This is a genomic window from Acinetobacter sp. AS23, from assembly GCF_023612055.1.
GTDB classification, from domain to species: Bacteria; Pseudomonadota; Gammaproteobacteria; order Pseudomonadales; family Moraxellaceae; genus Acinetobacter; species Acinetobacter oleivorans.
The window spans coordinates 1603377-1625553 of the sequence record NZ_CP082274.1; the positions used below are offsets into that span (position 1 = coordinate 1603377).

Here is a 22177-nt window from a genome sequence, read left to right on the forward strand (position 1 = left end):
TGGATTTATAACTTACTGGAAAAACTGGCATGCGGCACACACATTTTTTAATGCCTTTGGCACTTGTTAGCGCTATGGCAGCGGTACAACAAGCATATGCAGCTGATGATTTCGTCGTTCGAGATATTCGTGTAGATGGTTTGGTCCGTCTTACTCCTGCAAATGTTTCTACCATGTTGCCAATCAACAGTGGCGATCGCGTTAATGAACCGATGATCGCAGAAGCAATTCGAACATTGTATGCCACTGGACTTTTTGACGATATTAAAGCATCAAGAGACAACGATACTTTAGTTTTTAATGTCGTAGAGCGCCCAATTATTTCAAAACTTGAATTTAAGGGTAATAAACTTATTCCTAAAGAGGCTTTAGAGCAAGGCCTCAAAAAAATGGGCATTGCTGAAGGCGAAGTTTTTAAAAAGTCAGCTTTACAAACAATTGAAACTGAATTAGAGCAGCAATATACCCAGCAAGGCCGTTATGATGCTGATGTAACTGTTGATACGATAGCTCGTCCAAATAACCGTGTTGAACTTAAATTAAATTTTAATGAAGGTACGGCTGCTAAAGTTTTTAATATCAATATTATTGGTAATACTGTTTTTAAAGACAGTGAAATTAAACAAGCCTTTGCAGTTAAAGAAAGCGGTTGGGCTTCAATTGTAACTCGTAATGACCGTTATGCTAGAGAGAAAATGGCAGCGAGCCTTGAAGCTTTGCGTGCGATGTATCTCAATAAGGGTTATATCAATTTTCATATTAATAACTCACAGCTTAATATTAGTGAAGATAAGAAGAACATCTTTATTGAAGTTGCTGTAGAGGAAGGCAGTCAATTTAAATTTGGGCAAACCAAGTTTTTAGGTGATGCACTTTATAAACCTGAAGAGTTACAAGCTTTAAAAATCTATAAAGATGGCGATACCTATTCGCAAGAAAAAGTAAATGCTGTTAAGCAATTGCTATTGCGTAAATACGGTAATGCTGGTTATTACTTTGCAGATGTGAATATTGTTCCACAAATTAATAATGATACAGGTGTTGTTGACTTAAATTACTATGTAAATCCAGGTCAGCAAGTTACTGTGCGTCGTATTAATTTTACAGGTAACAGTAAAACTGCCGATGAAGTATTACGTCGTGAAATGCGTCAAATGGAAGGCGCTTTAGCGAGTAATGAAAAAATCGATTTATCGAAGGTTCGTTTAGAGCGTACAGGATTCTTCAAGACTGTTGATATTAAACCAGCTCGTATTCCAAACTCACCAGATCAGGTGGATTTAAACGTAAATGTTGAAGAACAGCACTCGGGAACTACAACATTAGCGGTAGGTTACTCACAAAGTGGTGGTATCACATTCCAGGCAGGTTTGAGCCAAACTAACTTTATGGGAACGGGTAACCGTGTTGCGATCGATTTATCTCGTTCTGAAACTCAAGATTACTATAACTTAAGTGTTACCGACCCTTACTTTACAATTGATGGGGTGAGCCGAGGTTATAATGTTTACTATCGTAAAACAAAGCTAAATGATGATTATAACGTTAATAACTATGTAACCGATAGTTTTGGTGGTAGTTTAAGTTTTGGTTATCCAATTGATGAAAATCAAAGTTTAAGTGCCTCAGTTGGTATTGATAATACTAAAGTAACCACAGGTCCTTTTGTTTCTACCTATGTCCGTGACTACTTGAAGGCTAATGGTGGTAAAGCGACAGGCACAGAGACCTACTGTCCAATTGATAATCAAATTCCTATAAAAGATAAAGATGGTGTTATCACTGGTACTGAATGTAAGGAGGGTGGCCAAAGAACTTATGAAAATGCATTTGAAGGTGAGTTCTTTACTTATAACCTGAATTTAGGTTGGTCATATAACACATTAAACCGCCCAATTTTCCCAACATCAGGTATGTCACATCGTGTAGGTTTGGAAATTGGTTTACCAGGTAGTGATGTCGACTATCAAAAAGCAACTTATGACGCTCAGGCATTCTTCCCTATTGGTACTACAGGTTTTGTACTTCGTGGCTATGGTAAGTTAGGCTATGGTAATGATTTGCCATTCTATAAAAACTTCTATGCGGGCGGTTATGGTTCTGTCCGTGGTTATGATAACAGTACCTTGGGTCCGAAATATTCAAGTGTAAATTTACAAGAAGAAGGTAAAAATGACTCTTCTCCAGAGGAAGTAGGTGGTAACGCTCTTGTGCAATTTGGTACAGAGCTTGCTTTACCATTGCCATTCAAAGGAGATTGGACTCGCCAAGTACGTCCAGTTTTATTTGCTGAAGGCGGTCAAGTATTTGATACCAAGTGTGACGTTGGTTCTTATTCTATGATTATGAATGGTCAGCAAATCGCAGATGCTAAAAAATACTGTGAAGATAACTATGGCTTCGACTTAGGTAATATGCGTTATAGCGTAGGTGTTGGTTTCACATGGATCACCATGATTGGACCATTATCTCTTAGCTATGCATTCCCTCTAAATGATAAGCCTGGTGATGAAACTAAAGAGATCCAGTTTGAAATCGGTCGTACTTTCTAAGTACGACTTGACTAAACATGCAATAAGGACACAAATTTAAATGAAAAAATTAAATATATTAATGTTAGGACTAGGTTTGACAGTTTCTGCCATGACTAATGCTGCCAGTTATGGTGTCATTGATCTTGCTAAAGTTGTTGAAAGCAGTACTTATTTGAAACAACAAAACGCAAGTTTAAATCAATCAGTTAAGCCAACCACAACTCGTCTTGAACAGTTGGGTAAAGAATTGGAAGGTCTTCAACGTCAAGCCCAAACTCAAGGGCAAAAAATGAAAGAAGATGATATCAAAAAGCTTCAGGCACAATATCAAACAAAACTCAATGAATTTAATTCTACTCAACAAGGTTTGCAGTCTAAAGTTCAAACTAGTTTGCAAGGAATGAACTCAACTTTTGAGACTCGTGTGAAGCAAGCAGCTGAACAATTACGAAAAGAAAATAATCTTGACTTCATTTTGAATAAAAATTCAACTGTTGCCTATGACGCTAAATATGATTTAACTGATAAAATGATACAAAAGGTTAATTCAATGAAATAAATTAATGAAAGTGCAACATTATCGTTTAGATGAACTGGCTCACCTAGTAAATGGTGAGCTAGTTGGTACGGGTAGTCTTCAATTTATAAACTTAGCAAGTTTAGAAAATGCTGAAACTCATCAAATTGCTTTCGTGAATGGCGAAAAGTATATTGATCAAGCAAAGGCTAGCCGTGCGGGTGCGTACATTGTTACAAGCCTTATTAAAGAACAACTTCCTGACAAACAAAATTTTATTATTGTTGATAATCCATATTTAGCATTTGCCATACTTACACATGTTTTCGATAAAAAAATCACATCGGTGGGTATCGAAAGTACTGCTCAAATTCATCCTTCTGCGATCATTTCTGAAACAGCATATATTGGTCACTACGTCGTCATTGGCGAAAATTGTGTAGTTGGTGATAATACAATTATTCAGTCTCATACTCGACTGGATGATAATGTGGAAGTTGGAAAAGATTGTTTTATTGATGCTCATGTTACCATTACGGGTGGATCTAAATTATTTGATCGTGTGCGAGTTCATGCAAGCACTGTAATTGGTAGTGAAGGTTTTGGCTTTGCGCCATATAAAGGAAAATGGCATCGTATTGCTCAATTGGGTTCAGTTGTTATTGGTAATGATGTTCGCATTGGTTCAAATTGTAGTATTGATCGAGGTGCACTCGACAACACCATTTTGGAAGATGGGGTAATTATTGATAACCTTGTGCAAATCGCACATAACGTTCATATCGGTTCAAATACAGCTATCGCTGCTAAATGCGGAATTGCTGGTAGTGTTAAAATTGGCAAAAACTGTATTCTAGCAGGGGCTTGCGGTGTATCAGGCCACCTTTCTATTACCGATAACGTGACTTTGACCGGAATGTCAATGGTCACAAAAAATATTTCTGAACCTGGTACTTACTCTTCAGGAATTGGATTATTTGAAAATAGCCATTGGAAAAAGACAATTGTACGCTTGCGACAATTAGCAGATGTGCCATTGACCCAAATCACTAAACGACTTGATCATATACAAGCTCAAATAGAGTCTCTTGAATCAACCTTTAATTTGCGTAAATAGAATATTATGACCGAGTCAACTACACCTAAATTTGCCATCCCTGAATTACCAATGCAGATTCAAACGATTCGTCAATATTTGCCGCATCGTTATCCTTTCTTATTGGTTGATCGTGTGACTGAAGTTACTGACAATAGTATTGTTGGTTATAAAAATGTTTCTATCAATGAAGAGTTCCTACAGGGACATTTCCCAGAATATCCAATTATGCCTGGTGTTCTAATTGTAGAAGCATTAGCTCAAGTTTCAGGTGTTCTAGGGTTTATTATGAACAATGAAACGCCAAAACCTGGTTCTTTATTCCTTTTTGCTGGTGCGGAAAGAGTTAGATTTAAAAAACAAGTAGTTGCTGGTGACCAACTTGTATTAAAATCTGAATTAGTAATGCAAAAACGCGGTATCTACAAATATAATTGTACGGCTACCGTGGATGGTATTGTAGCAACAACCGCTGAAATTATGATTTCACACCAAAAAACAGAGCAGGCATGAGCAATCACGACTTAATTCATTCTACGGCCATTATTGATCCATCTGCAGTGATTGCTCCAGATGTCCAGATAGGACCTTATTGCGTTATCGGTCCAAATGTGACAATTGGTGCGGGTACTAAACTTCATTCTCATGTAGTAGTGGGTGGTTTTACCAAAATTGGTCAAAATAATGAGATTTTCCAGTTCGCAAGTGTTGGTGAGGTTTGCCAAGATTTGAAATATCAAGGTGAAGAAACTTGGTTAGAGATTGGTGATCATAATTTAATTCGTGAACATTGCAGTTTACATAGAGGAACTGTGCAAGATAATGCTTTAACTAAAATAGGAAGTCATAACCTATTGATGGTTAATACACATATTGCACATGATTGTATTGTTGGTGATCACAATATCTTCGCGAATAACGTTGGTGTTGCTGGGCACGTACACATAGGCGATCACATCATTATTGGTGGTAATTCTGGTATTCATCAATTCTGTAAAATTGATTCTTACAGTATGGTGGGTGGAGCATCACTAATTTTAAAAGATGTGCCAGCTTACGTTATGGCTTCTGGTAACCCAGCTCATGCATTCGGTATTAATATCGAAGGAATGCGTAGAAAGGGTTGGTCTAAGAATACAATTCAAGGTCTCAGAGAGGCTTATAAATTAATTTTTAAATCAGGTCTTACTTCTGTTCAAGCTGTTGAGCAGATTAAAAATGACATTCTTCCGAATGTTCCTGAAGCTCAATTACTAATTGACTCTGTTGAACAGTCAGAACGTGGTATTGTGCGTTAAGAAAATATATTAAAAAAAGACACTGCATTTGCAGTGTCTTTTTTTTTCTTAAAATTATTATTTATTAAAAAATCTGGCTTCTTCAGATTTTGGATACTGACTTAAAATTTTAGTTTTATATTGGTTTGCTGAAGCTGTATTTTTATCGACATCTTTAGCAATGCTATAGAGCTGATAAAGGGCGCGAGGAGCTTTGCTCGAATTTGGATATCGAGTTGCTACTACATTGTAGTTCTTTTTAGCTTCATTATAATTCACCGGATCAGTTGCTAAATTAAACTCAGCTAACCAAAAATATGCATTCCCTGTATAGACGCTATTAGGATGATTTTTGATAAAGTTCTGCATTGGAGCAATAGCTTTTTTTGCGCCACCTTGTTTATAGGCATCTAAAGCAACAGTGTAAGCTGCCTTTTCAAGCTCTATAGGGTTTGATTGGTTTTGTGAAGGTGGTTGTGAGGCTTCTGGTTGGGGTGGAGGAGTAGTGGATGGGGTGCTTGTTGGAGCAGCATTCACTACTTTATTTTCAACTGCAGGAGTTTCTGTGCTTGCCGTAGCAGGAGTATCACTGTTCGCTGGATTATCTGATTGAGCACTTTCAGGATCAACTTTCTGATTAAGGAGTTCTAGGCGTTGATCTAGGTCTGTGTAGCGATTAGATAGATCTTTTTTCAATTGTTCAATATCATTTGACTGTTCTTCTAATTGTCCACGTAGGGTACGTATATCATTTTCTAATTGTTGATTTTTTTGCATTAATTCCCAGTTTAAATTACTAGGTACCGAGACATTATTAGAAGAAGTATTAGTTGTGCTACCACCACTTTGGCTTAAACCGCGAGACTCAATTGGAATGTTGGCATAGAGAGAGGTAGTGCTCATTAAGGCAATAAATAAGAAAGAATGCTTCATCAATCGCATGAGTATAGGTCCATAATTTTATGTAAAAGCCAACTTAAAAAAGGAATATATAAACTATTCACTTAACTATCTAACTAAGATTTTAATTGGTCAATGCAATTAAAACAGCTAACAATATAAATGCAAGAATAGTTTACAATCTTCAAGCATATTTTATCCAAAATTAGATACAAGAAAGAATATGGGAGAGTGAAGAGCAGAAAGTTAATGCTTTTTGCTGATGAATTAATCAATCGAAACATAAACTTGCTTAAAACTGTGAAGAAGACTTGCAACTATTTTAAAAATCTCTATACTCTGTTTTGCAATGGTAGCCCCGCTGGTGGCTTCGCAATTGTACTCTGTGAACCCCGCCAGGACCGGAAGGTAGCAACGGTAGCAGATCTATGATGTGCCGAAGTTTTGCTAGTGGGGCTGCCACCATTCTTTTAATCCACTCTCCGTTGGATTGCCTTCATAATTACATCTAAATCAAATCCTCTATATTGTAAGAACCTCATCTGTTTTGCTTTAAGTTTAGGATCTTTTTCTACTTCTTCACCAAATTTCTTCACTTTCAATTGATAAGCCTGTTCTACCCAATCAATATTATGAATTTCATCAGCAATTAAATCATTTTCAATTTGTTTTGTTTTTAAAGCTTGTTTAATACGTTTTGGACCTTTGCCTTTACGAATTTGGCTAGCTAATGTTAATTCGGCAACGCGTTGATCACTTTGATAGTTTTGTTCAGATAATTCTTCAACAAGTCGCTTAACTTCTTCAGGATTTTGTGCATAACGAGTTAATTTTTCAGTAAGCTCTGCTTTGGAGTAATCTCGACGAGTCAATAAAGCAAAAGCATAAGAGCGTAAACGTTGACCTGTAAGCAAAGCTCTTTGTTGAGACTGTTCTTCAGTTCTTTTGAACATAGTATTAGGGTTCCCTTGTAAAAAAACGCCCCGAAGGGCGTTTTAAGGCTCATGACTAATTAAGATTCTAGTAGAAGATCAACTTCATCTTCATCTTCAACTTGAGCAGTATTAGTACCAGTTGTTAATAACTGTTCACGGATGTTACGTTCAATTTCCCCAGCCATTTGAGGGTTTTCTTCAAAGTGGCGAATAACATTGTTCTTACCTTGACCAATTTTATTACCTTGATATGAATACCAAGCGCCTGCTTTTTGTACGATATCTTGTTGTACAGCTAAATCTACAAGTTCGCCTAGCTGGTTTGTGCCTTTACCATATAGGATTTGGAAAATAGCCTCTCTGAAAGGAGGAGCCATTTTGTTTTTAACCACTTTAACTCGAGTTTCAGAGCCGACGATTTCATCGCCTTCTTTTACTTGGCCAATACGGCGGATATCTAAACGTACAGAAGCGTAGAACTTCAATGCGTTACCACCAGTTGTGGTTTCTGGACTACCAAACATTACTCCAATCTTCATACGGATCTGGTTAATGAAGATAACCATACAGTTTGAACGTTTAGCATTACCCGTAATTTTACGAAGTGCCTGACTCATTAGACGAGCTTGCAAGCCCATATGAGAGTCACCCATCTCACCTTCAATTTCTGCTTTAGGAGTAAGTGCAGCGACTGAGTCGACAACGATTAAGTCAATTGCACCAGAACGAACGAGCATATCTGCAATTTCGAGTGCTTGTTCACCGTTATCAGGTTGCGATACAAGCAGATTATCAATGTCTACACCAAGCTTACGTGCATATTGTGGATCTAATGCATGCTCTGCATCGATAAAGGCACAAGTACCACCAGTTTTTTGACATTGTGCAATTGCTTGTAGAGTCATTGTGGTTTTACCAGAAGATTCTGGACCATAAATCTCTACAATACGACCTTTTGGTAAACCGCCAATCCCCAATGCAATATCTAAAGTCAAAGAGCCTGTAGATACAGCTTCAACAGCTTGAACAGTGTTGTCACCGAGACGCATCACCGTATTTTTGCCAAATTGTTTCTCAATTTGACTTAGCGCGGCTTGTAATGCTTTGCTTTTATTCTCATCCATCTCAAAAACCTCAATACTCTATGTTCATCACGTTTAACCCAAGTGGATGCATTGAATCTCAACTTGTTTCACTAGGGTAATAGTGACAGATTTTTTCTATAGCTTCTATGTGTTGTATGTGTGTGTGCGACACAACTCGACGTTTTTATTCATCACCGTATGACCAATTTTGATCATTCTCCTGTTTAAACCGAATAATTTGACGGCGATCCTTTTTACCCGGTCTATGGTCAGGTCGAGCTAGATTATGCAATTTTCGTTGGGATGCAATCAACTCCCGTCTAGCAATACTTACTTCGGTCTCTTCATAAAGTTGCTGTGCGATTGGAGCTGGACCACGTGTGTTCGAAAGAGCTTTTATCACAACAGTTTTTTTATCAAACCCTTGCTGAATAACAAGTTCCATTCCAACTCGGATTTCTTTGGAAACTTTTACACGCTCATTATTGTGATGTACTTTACCTCCTTCAATCGCTCCTTTAGCAATTGAACGAGTTTTAAAAAAACGAGCAACCCATAACCATTTGTCGACACGCATGGTCTCTACAGCATCGTTTTCAGGCAATTTTGACATCATTATCCTTTCTATCAATTTCATTCAATATAGACAGCAATTCAGTAAGGCGATCTAGTGCTTTAAATTCTAAATCTTGATGCTGTTTTATATCCTTTAGACTTGAGGGCTGCGAGATAGTAAACAAGTGTTGAATACCAAATTTTTCTGCTGTCTTTAATACTGGAGCCGTATCATCAATAAAAATCGTTTCATCTGGATTGAATGGATGTAATCTTTGGAGTTCTTGCCAAAAATTAATATCTTCTTTGGCATAACCTACTTGTTCACTTGATATGATGACATCGAAGAAATGTTCAATCGCAATATTATCGAGTTTTAAGCGTAAGCTCGCGCGGTCAGCATTTGTAACTAACCAACATATGTATCCTTGCTCTTTAAGTTGTTGCAAAAGCTCAATGCAACCAGAACGAGCTTGAATCTTAAATTGAAATTCTTGTTGTAATTTGAGTACATCAACGCCTACAGTTTTAGTCCAATAGCTTGATGAATACCAAACAAGCGTATGGCGATGTGATTGATAAAATTGATATAGCTTTTCTTTGCTCACGGAGAGGGGAAGTTGATGTATTTTTGAATGTCGCTCAGGAAGACATTCATTCCATATGAAATCATCAAAAGCGAGATCTAAGAGTGTTCCGTCCATGTCAAACATTATGATTTTAGACATTTTTTTAAAGATCTCCAAAATCATTTAAATCAAAATTTTTAAAACACATCTACCATATAACCTTTTAAAATCATAAATTAAATAAACTTATAAATACTCAAACTAATTTAAAGCTCCATCCAATAATTTTCTAAAATTTACATAGCTTCATAGGATGGATAGGAGAGATCAATGGTTTGAAATTATAACGTGGAATTTGGTAAAACAAAAAATAGTAATGAGATAGTTTTAGTAGAAAATCTCTCCTTAAATTTAAAATTTATTTAAGGTTTTAGCACGTAGGATTAAATTTGCTTACATAGGATACGTATTGACAAACATTTTATAAATTGAAGGATATTTATTTAAAGTTATATTTAAAATTATTCCTATAAGAACTTAGAGAAAGCAATGAAAATTGGATTTATTGGTGGAACCAATGACGGTATCGTAATCAATGCTGCCGATGGCCTTGATACTTATAAACTTGAGTGGCACTACAAAGCAGAAAAACATTGTGAGTCACAACTTACCTTGGGGCTGAATGGACCTGAGTATGATTATTACAATTTATTAATTCTAAGAAAGAATAAAGAGGCTAAACTTTTTTATGTCCTTACCACTATGGAAAAAGAAGAAATAGCAGATAAACTTAATGAATATTGGGAATGTTCAACCTCTGTCGGCTATGATTTTGATGAGTAAACATTTGTGATTTCATATAGCACATGTTCTCTTAATTCGTGATGAAGAGGAACTTTAGGATGTTCGAAGTTTTTAACTTTTTGCATTCCAAGTTTTTTCATGACAGCTTGAGAGGATATATTAATGGTAGCGGTAAATGAAACGATTTTATCTAAATTCAATATATTAAAACCATAATCTAAAACTGCTTTGGCACCTTCTGTTGCATAACCTTGTTTCCAAAATTCTTTTGAAAGTCGCCACCCAATTTCCACACATGGAGAAAAGTCAAATTGTTCAGGTTGGTTGTGTAGACCAATAAATCCGATAAATTGATGGGTTTCTTTTAATTCTACTGCCCAAAAGCCCCAACCTTTTTCTTGGATAAGTGATGAAATTTTTTGGATTAAATTCAGGCTTTCTTGAGGGGTTAAGAGATTCGGGAAAAATTGCATAACATCTTGATCTAAGCCCATTGTTATAAATGGCTCAAAATCACTTTCTTTCCACTGTCTTAAAATTAAACGCTTTGTTTCGATCATGAGATGACTCTTTAATTAAAAATGAGGTGTCAAAGTGGTTTTTGCACAATCTTCTGTAAAATAATCTTGGAATTGATGCTCACTACACCTTTTATTTTATTTAAGGTATTAATGACGAAATGAGAAAAAGAACTCAAATCTTTGGTCGCAACGTGTAAAACATAATTAGATTCGCCAGTAATAATATATGCATTAATGACTTCATCAAAATTTTTGATCTGACTTAAAAAGAAGTTGTGATCATTTTCTGTTAGCTGGGCAAGTTTTATTTCGACGATTGCCTCAATTTTTATGCCTAGTTTTTCATAGTTAACTTTCGCTTGATATTTTTCAATTACACCATTGCTCTCTAGAATTTTAACTCGTCGATGACAAGCTGAAGCCGAAAGGTTAACCAGATCGGCCAGTTCTTGGTTACTTAACCGAGCATTATCTTGTAAATACTTCAGGATTTTTAGGTCTATTGCATCTACATTCATTTTCGAATTTCATCCATGTTTTTTAATTTTAATTCGAATTTTATACGAAAATAGCAAATTTTAATCAAATATTATCGAATAAATCGAAAGAATTGGCGTGATAAAATTCAAATACAAAGGAAATGTTGAAAATAGGTGAAATAACAAATGATTACTCGCGAACAATGCCTCTATTGGGATCAGGAAGATGAACTCAAAAAGTTTAAAGATGAATTTGCACTGCCAAAAAATGTCATTTATTTAGATGGTAATTCTTTAGGTGCAAGACCAAAGAAATCATTAGATGTTGCTCAGCATATTATTTCAAAAGAGTGGGGCGAGGACCTCATTAATAGTTGGAATAAAGCAGATTGGTGGGGGCTACCGACTAGACTCGGAGATAAAGTCGCGCAGCTTATTGGTGCCGAAAAAGGTGAAGTCGTTATTTCAGACTCAACTACTCTAAATTTATTTAAAGTTTTATCAGCAGCGGTAAAAATTCAAGCCGAAAAATTTCCGGAACGTAAAATTATTGTTGCAGAAAAAGATGCTTTCCCAGCTGATATTTATATTATTGAAGGCTTTATAGACTTGATTAATCAAGGTTATCAAGTTGAGTTAATTGATGGGACCGATGATTTATCTCATGTTTTGGCAAAAGATGTGGCTGTCGTTGTTCTTTCTCATGTGAATTATCGGACTGGATATTTCTATGATATGGAATCTATTAATCAACAAATTCACGATAAAGATGCTTTGATTATTTGGGATTTATGTCACTCGGTTGGTGCGGTGCCTATGGATCTTAATCAGAGCAACAGTGATTTTGCGATTGGTTGTACTTACAAATACTTAAACGGCGGCCCAGGTTCTCCAGCATTGTTATGGGTAAGTCGAAAGCATCGTGATCAGTTCTGGCAACCTTTATCTGGCTGGTGGGGGCACAAAAAACCATTTGATATGGCTCAGCACTATGAACCCGCTAACAGTATTCGTCGTTATTTGTGTGGAACTCAACCAATTATTTCGATGAGTCTAATCGAATGTGGCGTCGATATTTTCTTGCAAGCTGATATGCAACAAATACGCGAGAAATCCCTCAAATTAACTGATTTGTTTATTCAACTTGTTCAACAAGAATGTTCTCAGTTTGGTTTCGAGCTGATTACCCCTTTAAACCATAAATATCGCGGCAGTCATGTCAGTTATAGACATGAGTTTGGTTATGAAATTATTCAGGCGCTTATTGCTCGTGGTGTGATTGGGGATTATCGAGAGCCGGAAGTATTACGTTTTGGAATTACACCTCTATATTTAGGTTTCGAAGATATTTGGAATGCCGTACAGCAACTTAAGCAGATTATGTTGAATAGTGAATGGAAAAATGAGCGTTATCTGGTGCGCAGCGAAGTGACCTGATCGTTAAAGGTTAATATCAGAAGAATGGCTAGGAGGGCCTATGAGCAGTTTTGATGAAATACAAAATCGAGAAGCGGGTTTACATAAGAAATTATCCGCAAAACAGATGGGAATGATTGCAATTGGTGGAGCGATTGGTACAGGACTGTTCATGGGAAGCAAGTTTGCAATTAGCTTTGCTGGGCCAGCTGTCATCGTGAGCTATGCCATTGGCGGCTTAATTGCATTTGCTATTATGGCTTGTTTGGCTGAAATGACAGTTCAGCATCCTACGTCAGGCTCATTTGGAGCATATGCTGAGCATTATGTAAGTCCTCTTGCTGGGTTTTTGGTCCGTTATTGTTATTGGGCATGTATTGTATTAGCGGTCGGTACAGAAATTACAGCAGTAGCTGACTATATGCAATTATGGTTTCCAAGTGTAGGTTCTTGGGTCTGGATCGCTTTTTTCTCGCTGACTTTGCTTGTGGTTAATGCATATAGTGTTAAAGCTTTTGGTTTGGTTGAATATTGGTTTTCGACCATAAAAGTCTTTGCAATTATTGTATTTATTCTTTTAGCAATTGGTATTTTGACTCAAAGTCATGGAGGAACAGAACAAGTTCTCTCTAATTTAACCGAGTATGGTGGCTTTTTTCCTCATGGTTTTAGTGGGGTCTGGATCGGGGTAATTATTTCAATATTTAGTTATTTAAGTATTGAAATGATCGCTGTTGCGGCTGGTGAGGCTAAAGATCCAGAAAGGGCCGTTAAGAAAGCTTTTAAAAGTACTGCAATTCGCTTAATCCTATTTTATTTACTGTCTTTATTTCTCATTGTGGCACTTGTTCCTTGGACAACTTTAATTGGAGCCGATGCGACCAGCCCTTTTGTGATGGTAATGAAAATTGTAGGTATTCCATATGCAGATAGTATTTTAAATTTTATTGTAATTGTCGCGGCCTTATCAGCCATGAATAGTATGTTGTATATCTCCACACGTATGCTATTTAGCTTGTCACGCGCAGGTGATGCACCAAAACTATTTGGTCGTATTAGTCATAATGGCGTACCAATTAACGCGTTGCTATTTTCAGCAGTGGGTATTGGTATAGCAAGTATTGTTTATACGATTAATCCAGCTTCTGCTTTTCCGATCATGATTGCTTTATCTATGTTTGGTGCATTGTTCACTTGGGGCAGTATTTTCATTACCCATATGTTTTTTAGACGGAAAATGGCACAACAAGGTCAGCAGTTAAAGTTTAAGGTTCCAGCGAGCCAGTTAATTTCATTGTTGGGGTTAATCGCAATTTTAAGTATCACAGTCACCACATGGTTTACCAATGAATTCAAGTCAACTTTACAATTTGGGGTGCCATTTGTTGTTGTTCTTACGTTTTTCTATTATTTAAAGCGATCATCAAGCAAGCTTGCTTTAAATGCTCATGAAGAATCGTTGAAGTGAGAGACCTATGAGACTCTATGACAATGCTAGAACTGTGGCTAATGAAAATGAACTATTGGCAGAATTTCAAAGAAGCAGCTTGGCGGCCTATCAACAATGCACTCATATTGCAGATATCCAATATGGTCCGCACCCAAGGTCAACTTTAGATTTATTCCCATTAGAGCAAGCTAAAAAGACTGTTATTTTTATTCATGGCGGTTATTGGCAATGGTGTGATAAATCAGATTTTGGATTCATCGTACCGTATGTTCTAGCAAAAGGAGCCCAGTGTGTTCTTTTAGAATATGATTTGGCACCACAAAGCAAAATTTCAGATATTGTTTCTCAAGTTAATCAAGCTCTCGATTTTATTCGAGAGCAAGACTGGAGAACCGATGAGATGGTTCTGGTGGGGCATTCAGCAGGGGCGCATCTGGCTGCTTTGTCATTAGGCCATCCACTCATATCTGAGATGGTGTTGTTAAGTGGAATTTATGACTTAAGGCCTATACAAAGCACTCATTTAAACTATGCTCTCAATCTTTCAAGCGAAGATATCTTAAAATATAGTCCTATTCATCACAGTGATCGAGTCACTATTCCATGTTCAATTTTCTGTGGTGAACTTGAGCTCGAAGAGTTGAAATGGCAAAGCCAAAATTATTTTGATATTAAAAAAGAGCAAGATCAGGATTTTGTTTCTTTTAAGCTTATTCCTAAAATTAATCATTACTCTATTTTAGAACACTATTTTAAGTCGATATTAGTTTAAGCAGTCGAATTACAATATATGCAATGTGATTGTATGAGTAATTAATTTTATAGAAAGATAAAGTGTGAGGTGAATCACATCTTAACCTGTTTTTTTATAGAAATTATTTATTGTTGTTGACCTAACAGTGGAACTTAATTAGATTAAAAAGATAGTGCTTTCTCACTAGACAATAAATTGTTTAGCTGTTGTTTAGTTGAGTTTTTAAGTCCGTAGCTTCCCAAGATGCGGACTTTTTTATTTGACTTTTAAAAACAATAAGATAAAGGGTGATGTAGCTATAATATCTATCCAAAGATTAATATGAATGAATAAGATAGACCTGTCATAAATAAGAAATAAATTAGGATTTTCTTTTCATAATTTAACTTGAATTATAATTTAATAAATAGATTAATTAAATTATAAACTGATTTATCATTCATGAATTTGTCATATAGGCTTGATAAATTATAAGAAAATAAAAGCTATAAGTAATAATTAAATAATATATATAGCATTTGAAAGTAATTGATTTAGTCGGATCTTATGAGTGGGTTTTTTTATTTATAAAGGAGCCTTTATGAAAGTACAATATTTTGAAGGTGGCATGTATAAACATATGTGTCCAGGTTGTGGATATCTTCACTATATTCCTGTACATTATCCTTTTTCTAATGGTAACCAATGGAATTTTAATAATAATTTGGAAAAACCAACTTTTGATCAGCTCATAATTATGTATGGGCAGTGTAATTACTTTATTAAAGGTGGCTTTATTGAATATAGTACTAACTGTAGACATCATTTAGCAGGATGTACGGTTGAGTTACCAGAACTAAAATTAAAAAATTATAGGTTTTATTAATTTTAGTATTTGTCTATATATTTAAGATCATTTAAAAATTTATAGGATCGGTAAGTAATAGAGACTTGAGCAATATATCTTTACATATTTAATACTGAATATGTATAGTTAAAGAAATTGTAAATTTATTTTGGTTGAAGCTAGGATTTAAATTTGCAAAAATTTATATAACTTACTGTTTTATAGTTTATTTATGGATATCTGGAAATTTTTAAGAAGTTTTAACACCATTGGAACATATCTCATTATTTCTACATTTATATTGTTTTTAATGATTATATATTTTTACATTATACATCCCAGCTAATCTAAATTATCAATAGAATAAAATAATCTTCGATTTTTTAATTTATTTGAATTGGTTCTCACTTTTAATAGAAAAAGATAAGAGTATTGTATAGACCCAAGTTTTATGAAAATATGACTTGGTTATAATACATGGAGAATATAATAAAAATTCCTTTCTAAAAAATTTTAACCTCTAAATATAAAGACTGTACTGATCATAACAACGATGTCTGAAGTAAAAATATGGAGATTTTTTATGAAATTTTGCCAAATATCGGTTGCTTTCTTAACAATGGCCGCCGTTAATCTAGTCCATGCAGCACCAGCTACAACAAATTCTGTATTAAGTTCCTCTGAAGCAAAGGGAATTATTAAAAACCAATAGATTGTTATTCTCAATAAGGATGTTGGTCCTTCTAATGATTTTGCACAAAGTATTGCTAAACAACATGGGGGAAAGATATTACAGACTTATGATACTGTACTTAAAGGATTTGCAATTTATTTACCCGATGCTGCGGGTAGTGCTTTTGTTGAAGCTATGAAAAAAATCCCAAAGTTCTTTCAGTAGAAAATGACACAGTCATGAAAATTGATGCAACTACACAAAGCAATCCAGATTGGGGCTTAGATCGTATTGATCAGAAAACCTTACCTTTAAATTCAGCTTATTCATATTTACAAACAGGCTCAGGCACAACAGCTTATATTGTTGATACGGGAATATTATCTACACATCAACAGTTCTCTGGACGAGTATTAAGTGGCTATACCGCGATCTCTGATGGAAATGGTACAACGGATTGTAATGGACATGGTACTCATGTAGCAGGAACAGTTGGTGGCAGTACGTATGGTGTTGCTAAGAACGTAAGTTTAGTACCAATACGAATTTTAGGATGTGATGGGTCTGGTGCTTCGAGTAACGTGATTGCTGGGTTAGATTGGATATTAAAAAATGGTAAAAAGCCAGCCGTGGTGAATATGTCTTTAGGCGGAGATGCGAACACACCCTTAGATAGCGCAGTAGAAAATTTATTTAATAACGGTTATGTGATGGTTGTCGCTGCAGGAAATTCTAATACAGATGCATGTAGTTCTTCTCCAGCAAGAGTGAGTAAAGCAATTACTGTCGCTGCTACAGATGATACTGATACACGAGCGAGTTATTCTAATTATGGAAGCTGCGTTGATATTTTTGCGCCGGGAAGCCAGATCAATTCTTCATGGATTGGGAGTAATATCGCAACTAAAGTTTTAAATGGAACGTCAATGGCTACTCCACATGTTGTTGGTGTTGTAGCTGAAATGTTGCAAAGTACCCCTACAGCAATACCTCAGACAATCTCAACTAATCTGTTAAATCAAGCAAGTAGTAATGTGGTAAAAAATCCTTCTGGTAGCCCAAATCGATTGTTATATAAATCACCTTAATAAGAAGTATGTCTTGAAATTGGAAAAGGTCCCGAAGGACCTTTTTTAGATTTTTGCATGAGTACCATATTTATCAATCATGATTGAACTGGCTTCATTTAAACCGCGAACCGTGACCTGAATACCGTTCTTTTGAAATTTATTTACTACTGAATCTAGCATAGCAACTGAAGTCACATCCCAAATATGAGAGTGGGTAAGATCAATAATGACTTCTTTAATTTCTTCTTTAAAGTTGAAACGTTGCATAAATTTTTCAGATGAACTGAAAAATATTTGACCTCTTAATTCATATAGACGAGCTTGATTCTCGAATGAAGGTTCTATACGAATATCATTTTCAAGTTTATTTACTAAGAAAAGTGCTGAAAGTAATACACCCGTTAACACACCTAGCGCTAAGTTATGGGTAGCAACCACTACAATAACGGTAGCGATCATAACGACATTACTACTTTTAGGATTATTTTTAAATTGAGTGAGAGAGTTCCACTCAAAAGTACTGATCGATACCATAATCATGACTGCAACCAGAGCAGCCATAGGAATCACTTTTAACCAATCACTTAAAAATACCACTAAAATAAGTAAGAATATGCCTGCGCAGAATGTGGATAAACGTGTGCGACCACCCGATTTTACATTAATCATTGATTGACCAATCATGGCACAACCAGCCATGCCACCCATAAAACCTGAAGCAATATTTGCTATACCTTGACCTTTACATTCTTGAAATTTATCACTAGATGTATCTGTCATTTCATCAACGATTGTTGCAGTCATCATTGATTCAAGTAAGCCAACCGCGGCAAGGGCTAAAGAATATGGAAGAATAATAAGGAGGGTTTCTAAATTTAAAGGAATATTCGGAATTAGAAATATAGGTAACGTATCTGGTAATGATCCCATATCACCCACTGTTCGAACGTCAAAACCTAAAAAAATAGCGAGTAATGTGACCACTACAATACAAATAAGAGGTGAGGGAAAGAACTTTCCAATTTTTGGAATATAGGGGAATAGATAAATAATTCCTAAGCCGATTGCTACTAATAAGTAGACATGCCACGTCACATTTACCAATTCTGGTAATTGAGCCATAAAGATAAGTATGGCGAGAGCATTCACGAATCCAATAACCACCGATTTAGAAACAAAACGCATGAGTTTGGCGAGTTTGAAATATCCTGCCAAAATCTGTATGACGCCAGTTAATACTGTTGCTGCAAATAAGTATTGAAGCCCATGGTCCTTTACGAGCGTTGTCATAACCAAAGCCATTGCGCCTGTAGCCGCCGAAATCATAGCGGGACGACCACCTACGAAAGAAATAATAACGGCAATACAAAAGGATGCATATAAACCGACTTTGGGATCCACACCCGCAATAATTGAAAATGCAATTGCTTCTGGAATTAAAGCAAGACCCACAACAAGACCAGAAAGAATATCTGCGCCGACATTAGAGAACCATTGTTCTCGGACATTCGATAACATGAGAAATAGCCTAAGTTCTAAATTTTGAAAGGCTAGTGATGTGATATACCAACACAAGCGACTACACCACATCACTAAACAGTGATGAGTTATTTACAATGAATAAGGGTAAATAAACTTAAGGTGGCGTAAGTGTCATAGGTATAAAGATTTGAGGCATCTAAAAGTGCCCGAAGAATAGCATAAGTTTTTAAGGCTGACTAACCTAAGTCGACTAAACCAATTTAATCATAATTCTTCATTTCAGCTTTCGGCATTGAGGTAAATTCATTCGCAGGCATATCTAAGAAAAAATCTTTTGCTTCAGAATGAGTGCAGTTGAGCCAATCATTTCTAAGATCATCTGGTTTATGAAATTGTTTCATAAAAGGGTGATGATCAGCATTGATTGTTAATAGCGACATTGATCTAACTTTCTGTTCATCAATAAGTGTTTCTTCAAAGATCGCAGCCAGTGTAAAAGGTTGCTCATCTTGCCGGAAAATACCATACCAATGCGCTTTTCCATTGATATATTTAGGTTCATAAATGGCTTCAACAGGAATAAGCGCAAATTGGTCATTTAACCAAGCATGTTTAAAAGAGCGCTTTTGTTGTACTGTCTCTGTTCTGGCATTATACGTTGCGTATTTGAAAGCAATTTCTTTGGCATAAGGGGGAAGCATTCCAAATTTAGCTTTTCTCCACTCAAGCTCATTTTCATTCGATAAAATGAATGGGCAATCATCACTTGGAAAAATATCCATCTTATATTCAAAAGTGGGTTCAAATAAGTTTAATTGATTGGCATGTGTTTTCTTAATAGGTTTAAAGTTTGCACACATAAGACACCTTCATTGCAAAAATAGCTCTCAATTACAGCTTCTAACTTTTAATCTTTAGTGATGTATATTTTTATAATTAGAATTGTCTCTTTGAGTATTAATTTTTAACTATCAATTACTTCGTTAATAAATATTTATTTAAATAATGGCCATTTCAAAAAAGTTTCAGATATAAAATGAATTGAATAGATAAATCGTATAGTTAAGTTGCTCATCTTAAAGAGAGTTTATTCAGTTTTAATAGCTACTTTTATGCAACAGAGCCTTTCAGAAATTTAGATTTTAATAGATTCGTTATTCATCATAATACAAATCATATAGAGAACTCTTACAAACCCTTTATTAGAGGTTTAAAAATTCTCGGAAAATTTTGACAATTTATAAGGTGGACACATGAATAAACATTTATTGGCTAAAATTGCTTTATTAGGCGCTGCTCAGCTAGTTACACTCTCAGCATTTGCTGATATTCCTCTAACTCCATCTCAATTTGCTAAAGCGAAATCAGAAAACTTTGACAAGAAAGTTATTCTATCTAATTTAAATAAGCCACATGCTTTGTTGTGGGGACCTGATAATCAAATTTGGTTAACAGAGCGCGCAACAGGTAAGATTCTAAGAGTGAATCCGGAGTCGGGCAGTGTAAAAACAGTTTTTCAGGTGCCTGAGATTGTAAATGATGCTGATGGACAAAATGGTTTATTAGGCTTTGCTTTCCATCCTGATTTTAAAAATAATTCTTATATCTACATTTCGGGTACATTTAAAAATCCGAAATCTACAGATAAAGAACTACCGAATCAAACGATTATTCGTCGATATACCTATAATAAGTCAACTGATACTCTTGAGAAGCCAGTCGATTTATTAGCAGGATTACCTTCATCAAAAGACCATCAATCCGGTCGTCTTGTCATTGGTCCAGACCAAAAGATTTACTATACGATTGGTGATCAAGGGCGTAACCAGCTTGCTTATTTATTCTTGCCAAATCAAGCACAACATACGCCGACTCAACAAGAAGTGAGTAGCAAAGACTATCATACCTATATGGGTAAAGTACTACGCTTAAATCTTGATGGAAGTATTCCAAAAGATAATCCAAGTTTTAACGGGGTGGTTAGCCATATTTATACGCTCGGACACCGTAATCCGCAGGGCTTAGCATTTACTCCAAATGGTAAATTGTTGCAATCTGAACAAGGTCCAAACTCTGATGATGAAATTAACCTCATAGTTAAGGGTGGTAACTATGGTTGGCCAAATGTAGCGGGTTATAAAGATGACAGCGGCTATGCCTATGCAAATTATTCGGCAGCAACCAATAAGTCACAAATTAAAGATTTAGGGCAAAACGGAGTAAAAGTAGCGGCAGGTGTACCTGTGACGAAAGAGTCTGAATGGACTGGTAAAAACTTTGTATCACCGTTAAAAACTTTATATACCGTGCAGGATAGCTATAACTATAATGATCCAACTTGTGGGGATATGACCTACATTTGCTGGCCAACCGTTGCGCCGTCATCTGCTTATGTCTATAAGGGCGGCAAAAAAGCAATTGCTGGTTGGGAAAATACATTATTGGTTCCATCTTTAAAACGTGGTGTTATTTTCCGTATTAAGTTAGATCCAACGTATAGTGCGACTTATGATGATGCGGTACCAATGTTTAAAAGCAACAACCGTTATCGTGACGTGATTGCAAGTCCAGATGGAAATGTTTTATACGTGTTGACTGATACAGCCGGAAATGTCCAAAAAGATGATGGCTCTGTAACGAACACATTAGAAAACCCTGGGTCTCTGATTAAATTTACATATAAAGCTCAGTAACACAGGCCATTAAAAAACCGATCTACATAAGATCGGTTTTTTTAGCTTAAGAAAAATTATTCAGTTACGACTAATACCGGTAAATGAATTTCTCCTAAAAGAGCTTGAGTCACACTTCCTAAGAAGAACTTTTTAAACCCTTTTCGACCATGAGAACCAATCACTAATAGGTCAGCTTTGAGTTCAGTAGCGGCTTTAATAATTTCTGTGTGAATTGTTTGACCCTCAACAATTTTTGTTTCAACAGAAATTCCATGTTGGCTAAATTGTTCTTTCGCTTGGTCTAAAATACCCTGAATAGATGCTCTAGCTTTATTAAAGTAATCCTGTGCTAATTCTGTACTATCAATGAATTCTACAGAAATAAAAGGATCTATAGTAAGCGCATATACTAGAGTCACTTTACTACTAAAGGCCTTAGCAAGTGCTGCTGCATGATTGACAGCAATGAGTGAAGTAGGAGAACCATCGACTGGAACCAAGATATGGTGATAACTCATATATTGCTCCTTATTGTCCTGTGACAATGTATGGTGCCAAA

At 35.8% G+C, this 22177-nt stretch carries 22 protein-coding genes, 1 other RNA gene and 1 pseudogene; 14 read left to right on the forward strand and 10 right to left on the reverse strand.

The genetic code is table 11. The annotated features are described in order from the left end of the window. Positions 1-29: 29 nt before the first annotated feature. The 5 genes from bamA to lpxA are packed head-to-tail and all read left to right on the forward strand — an operon-like array spanning position 30 to position 5445. Entirely contained in the window at positions 30-2552 is a 2523-nt protein-coding gene (bamA, locus tag K6I41_RS07490; protein WP_174765175.1) for an outer membrane protein assembly factor BamA, read from the forward strand. Positions 2553-2592: 40 nt separating this feature from the next. Continuing rightward, positions 2593-3093 (forward strand): OmpH/Skp family outer membrane protein, encoded by a 501-nt coding sequence (locus tag K6I41_RS07495; protein WP_250375528.1) that lies wholly within the window; start codon positions 2593-2595, stop codon positions 3091-3093. Between the two features lie 4 nt (positions 3094-3097). Continuing rightward, positions 3098-4168 (forward strand): UDP-3-O-(3-hydroxymyristoyl)glucosamine N-acyltransferase, encoded by a 1071-nt coding sequence (gene lpxD / locus K6I41_RS07500; RefSeq protein WP_151767440.1) that lies wholly within the window; start codon positions 3098-3100, stop codon positions 4166-4168. A 6-nt stretch (positions 4169-4174) separates the two neighbouring features. After that, complete coding sequence (gene fabZ, locus K6I41_RS07505; protein WP_003652176.1) at positions 4175-4660, forward strand: 3-hydroxyacyl-ACP dehydratase FabZ; 486 nt, start codon at positions 4175-4177, stop codon at positions 4658-4660. Beyond that, the gene (lpxA, locus tag K6I41_RS07510) at positions 4657-5445 is read left to right on the forward strand and encodes an acyl-ACP--UDP-N-acetylglucosamine O-acyltransferase (protein ID WP_003652175.1); all 789 of its coding nucleotides are present in this window, start codon (positions 4657-4659) and stop codon (positions 5443-5445) included. Before fabZ ends, lpxA begins: the two co-directional genes overlap by 4 nt. A 57-nt stretch (positions 5446-5502) precedes the next feature. On the opposite strand, the gene K6I41_RS07515 is transcribed toward lpxA, so the two are convergent. Then, positions 5503-6366 carry a YbgF trimerization domain-containing protein gene (locus K6I41_RS07515; RefSeq protein ID WP_250375529.1) on the reverse strand — a complete coding sequence of 288 codons (864 nt, stop codon included), beginning with the start codon at positions 6364-6366 and terminating at the stop codon, positions 5503-5505. Between the two features lie 317 nt (positions 6367-6683). Between K6I41_RS07515 and ffs the strand changes: the two genes are divergently transcribed. Next, an RNA gene (gene ffs, locus K6I41_RS07520) (signal recognition particle sRNA small type) lies at positions 6684-6780 on the forward strand. Positions 6781-6794: 14 nt separating this feature from the next. Here ffs and K6I41_RS07525 read toward each other — a convergent pair. From K6I41_RS07525 to K6I41_RS07540, 4 genes are all read right to left on the reverse strand, one after another. Further along, on the reverse strand, positions 6795-7277 hold the full coding sequence (locus K6I41_RS07525) for a regulatory protein RecX (RefSeq protein ID WP_005306262.1): 483 nt from the start codon (positions 7275-7277) through the stop codon (positions 6795-6797). A 59-nt stretch (positions 7278-7336) separates the two neighbouring features. Beyond that, entirely contained in the window at positions 7337-8383 is a 1047-nt protein-coding gene (gene recA / locus K6I41_RS07530) for a recombinase RecA (protein ID WP_250375530.1), read from the reverse strand. A gap of 145 nt (positions 8384-8528) precedes the next feature. After that, on the reverse strand, positions 8529-8957 hold the full coding sequence (locus K6I41_RS07535; RefSeq protein WP_005306259.1) for an RNA-binding S4 domain-containing protein: 429 nt from the start codon (positions 8955-8957) through the stop codon (positions 8529-8531). Then, positions 8941-9627 (reverse strand): HAD-IA family hydrolase, encoded by a 687-nt coding sequence (locus tag K6I41_RS07540; protein WP_250375531.1) that lies wholly within the window; start codon positions 9625-9627, stop codon positions 8941-8943. The genes K6I41_RS07535 and K6I41_RS07540 overlap by 17 nt, the downstream gene beginning before the upstream one ends. A 390-nt stretch (positions 9628-10017) precedes the next feature. Here K6I41_RS07540 and K6I41_RS07545 point away from each other — a divergent pair, with 390 nt between their 5' ends. After that, the gene (locus K6I41_RS07545) at positions 10018-10311 is read left to right on the forward strand and encodes a hypothetical protein (protein WP_004791883.1); all 294 of its coding nucleotides are present in this window, start codon (positions 10018-10020) and stop codon (positions 10309-10311) included. Here the strand turns inward: K6I41_RS07545 and K6I41_RS07550 are convergent. Together K6I41_RS07550 and gigD are read right to left on the reverse strand one after the other, a co-directional pair. Continuing rightward, complete coding sequence (locus tag K6I41_RS07550) at positions 10293-10832, reverse strand: GNAT family N-acetyltransferase (protein WP_250375532.1); 540 nt, start codon at positions 10830-10832, stop codon at positions 10293-10295. The genes K6I41_RS07545 and K6I41_RS07550 overlap by 19 nt on opposite strands. A 29-nt stretch (positions 10833-10861) precedes the next feature. Next, positions 10862-11311 (reverse strand): Lrp/AsnC family transcriptional regulator GigD, encoded by a 450-nt coding sequence (gene gigD, locus K6I41_RS07555; RefSeq protein ID WP_004791887.1) that lies wholly within the window; start codon positions 11309-11311, stop codon positions 10862-10864. 147 nt (positions 11312-11458) lie between these two features. Between gigD and kynU the strand changes: the two genes are divergently transcribed. The 6 genes and pseudogenes from kynU (at position 11459) to K6I41_RS07585 (ending at position 17479) form a co-directional block, all read left to right on the forward strand. Beyond that, positions 11459-12709 carry a kynureninase gene (gene kynU, locus K6I41_RS07560; RefSeq protein WP_250375533.1) on the forward strand — a complete coding sequence of 417 codons (1251 nt, stop codon included), beginning with the start codon at positions 11459-11461 and terminating at the stop codon, positions 12707-12709. 40 nt (positions 12710-12749) lie between these two features. After that, the gene (locus K6I41_RS07565; protein WP_250375534.1) at positions 12750-14156 is read left to right on the forward strand and encodes an amino acid permease; all 1407 of its coding nucleotides are present in this window, start codon (positions 12750-12752) and stop codon (positions 14154-14156) included. Positions 14157-14163: 7 nt separating this feature from the next. Next, the gene (locus tag K6I41_RS07570) at positions 14164-14910 is read left to right on the forward strand and encodes an alpha/beta hydrolase (protein ID WP_151989159.1); all 747 of its coding nucleotides are present in this window, start codon (positions 14164-14166) and stop codon (positions 14908-14910) included. A 562-nt stretch (positions 14911-15472) separates the two neighbouring features. Then, positions 15473-15757 carry a ubiquitination-like system serine protease family protein gene (locus tag K6I41_RS07575; RefSeq protein ID WP_151989158.1) on the forward strand — a complete coding sequence of 95 codons (285 nt, stop codon included), beginning with the start codon at positions 15473-15475 and terminating at the stop codon, positions 15755-15757. 193 nt (positions 15758-15950) lie between these two features. Continuing rightward, positions 15951-16064: a hypothetical protein gene (locus K6I41_RS07580; RefSeq protein WP_225623321.1), complete on the forward strand. Its 114-nt coding sequence runs from the start codon at positions 15951-15953 to the stop codon at positions 16062-16064. A gap of 237 nt (positions 16065-16301) precedes the next feature. Beyond that, positions 16302-17479: pseudogene (locus tag K6I41_RS07585) on the forward strand (S8 family peptidase). A 45-nt stretch (positions 17480-17524) separates the two neighbouring features. Here the strand turns inward: K6I41_RS07585 and K6I41_RS07590 are convergent. Further along, positions 17525-18979 (reverse strand): SulP family inorganic anion transporter, encoded by a 1455-nt coding sequence (locus K6I41_RS07590; protein ID WP_250375535.1) that lies wholly within the window; start codon positions 18977-18979, stop codon positions 17525-17527. Between the two features lie 224 nt (positions 18980-19203). After that, entirely contained in the window at positions 19204-19803 is a 600-nt protein-coding gene (locus tag K6I41_RS07595; RefSeq protein ID WP_250375536.1) for an SOS response-associated peptidase family protein, read from the reverse strand. A gap of 393 nt (positions 19804-20196) precedes the next feature. On the opposite strand from K6I41_RS07595, the gene K6I41_RS07600 reads away from it, so the two are divergent. After that, positions 20197-21636 carry a glucose/sorbosone family PQQ-dependent dehydrogenase gene (locus K6I41_RS07600; protein ID WP_250375537.1) on the forward strand — a complete coding sequence of 480 codons (1440 nt, stop codon included), beginning with the start codon at positions 20197-20199 and terminating at the stop codon, positions 21634-21636. Between the two features lie 56 nt (positions 21637-21692). Here K6I41_RS07600 and K6I41_RS07605 read toward each other — a convergent pair whose 3' ends face one another. Further along, on the reverse strand, positions 21693-22136 hold the full coding sequence (locus K6I41_RS07605; protein WP_250375538.1) for a universal stress protein: 444 nt from the start codon (positions 22134-22136) through the stop codon (positions 21693-21695). Positions 22137-22177 lie beyond the last annotated feature (41 nt).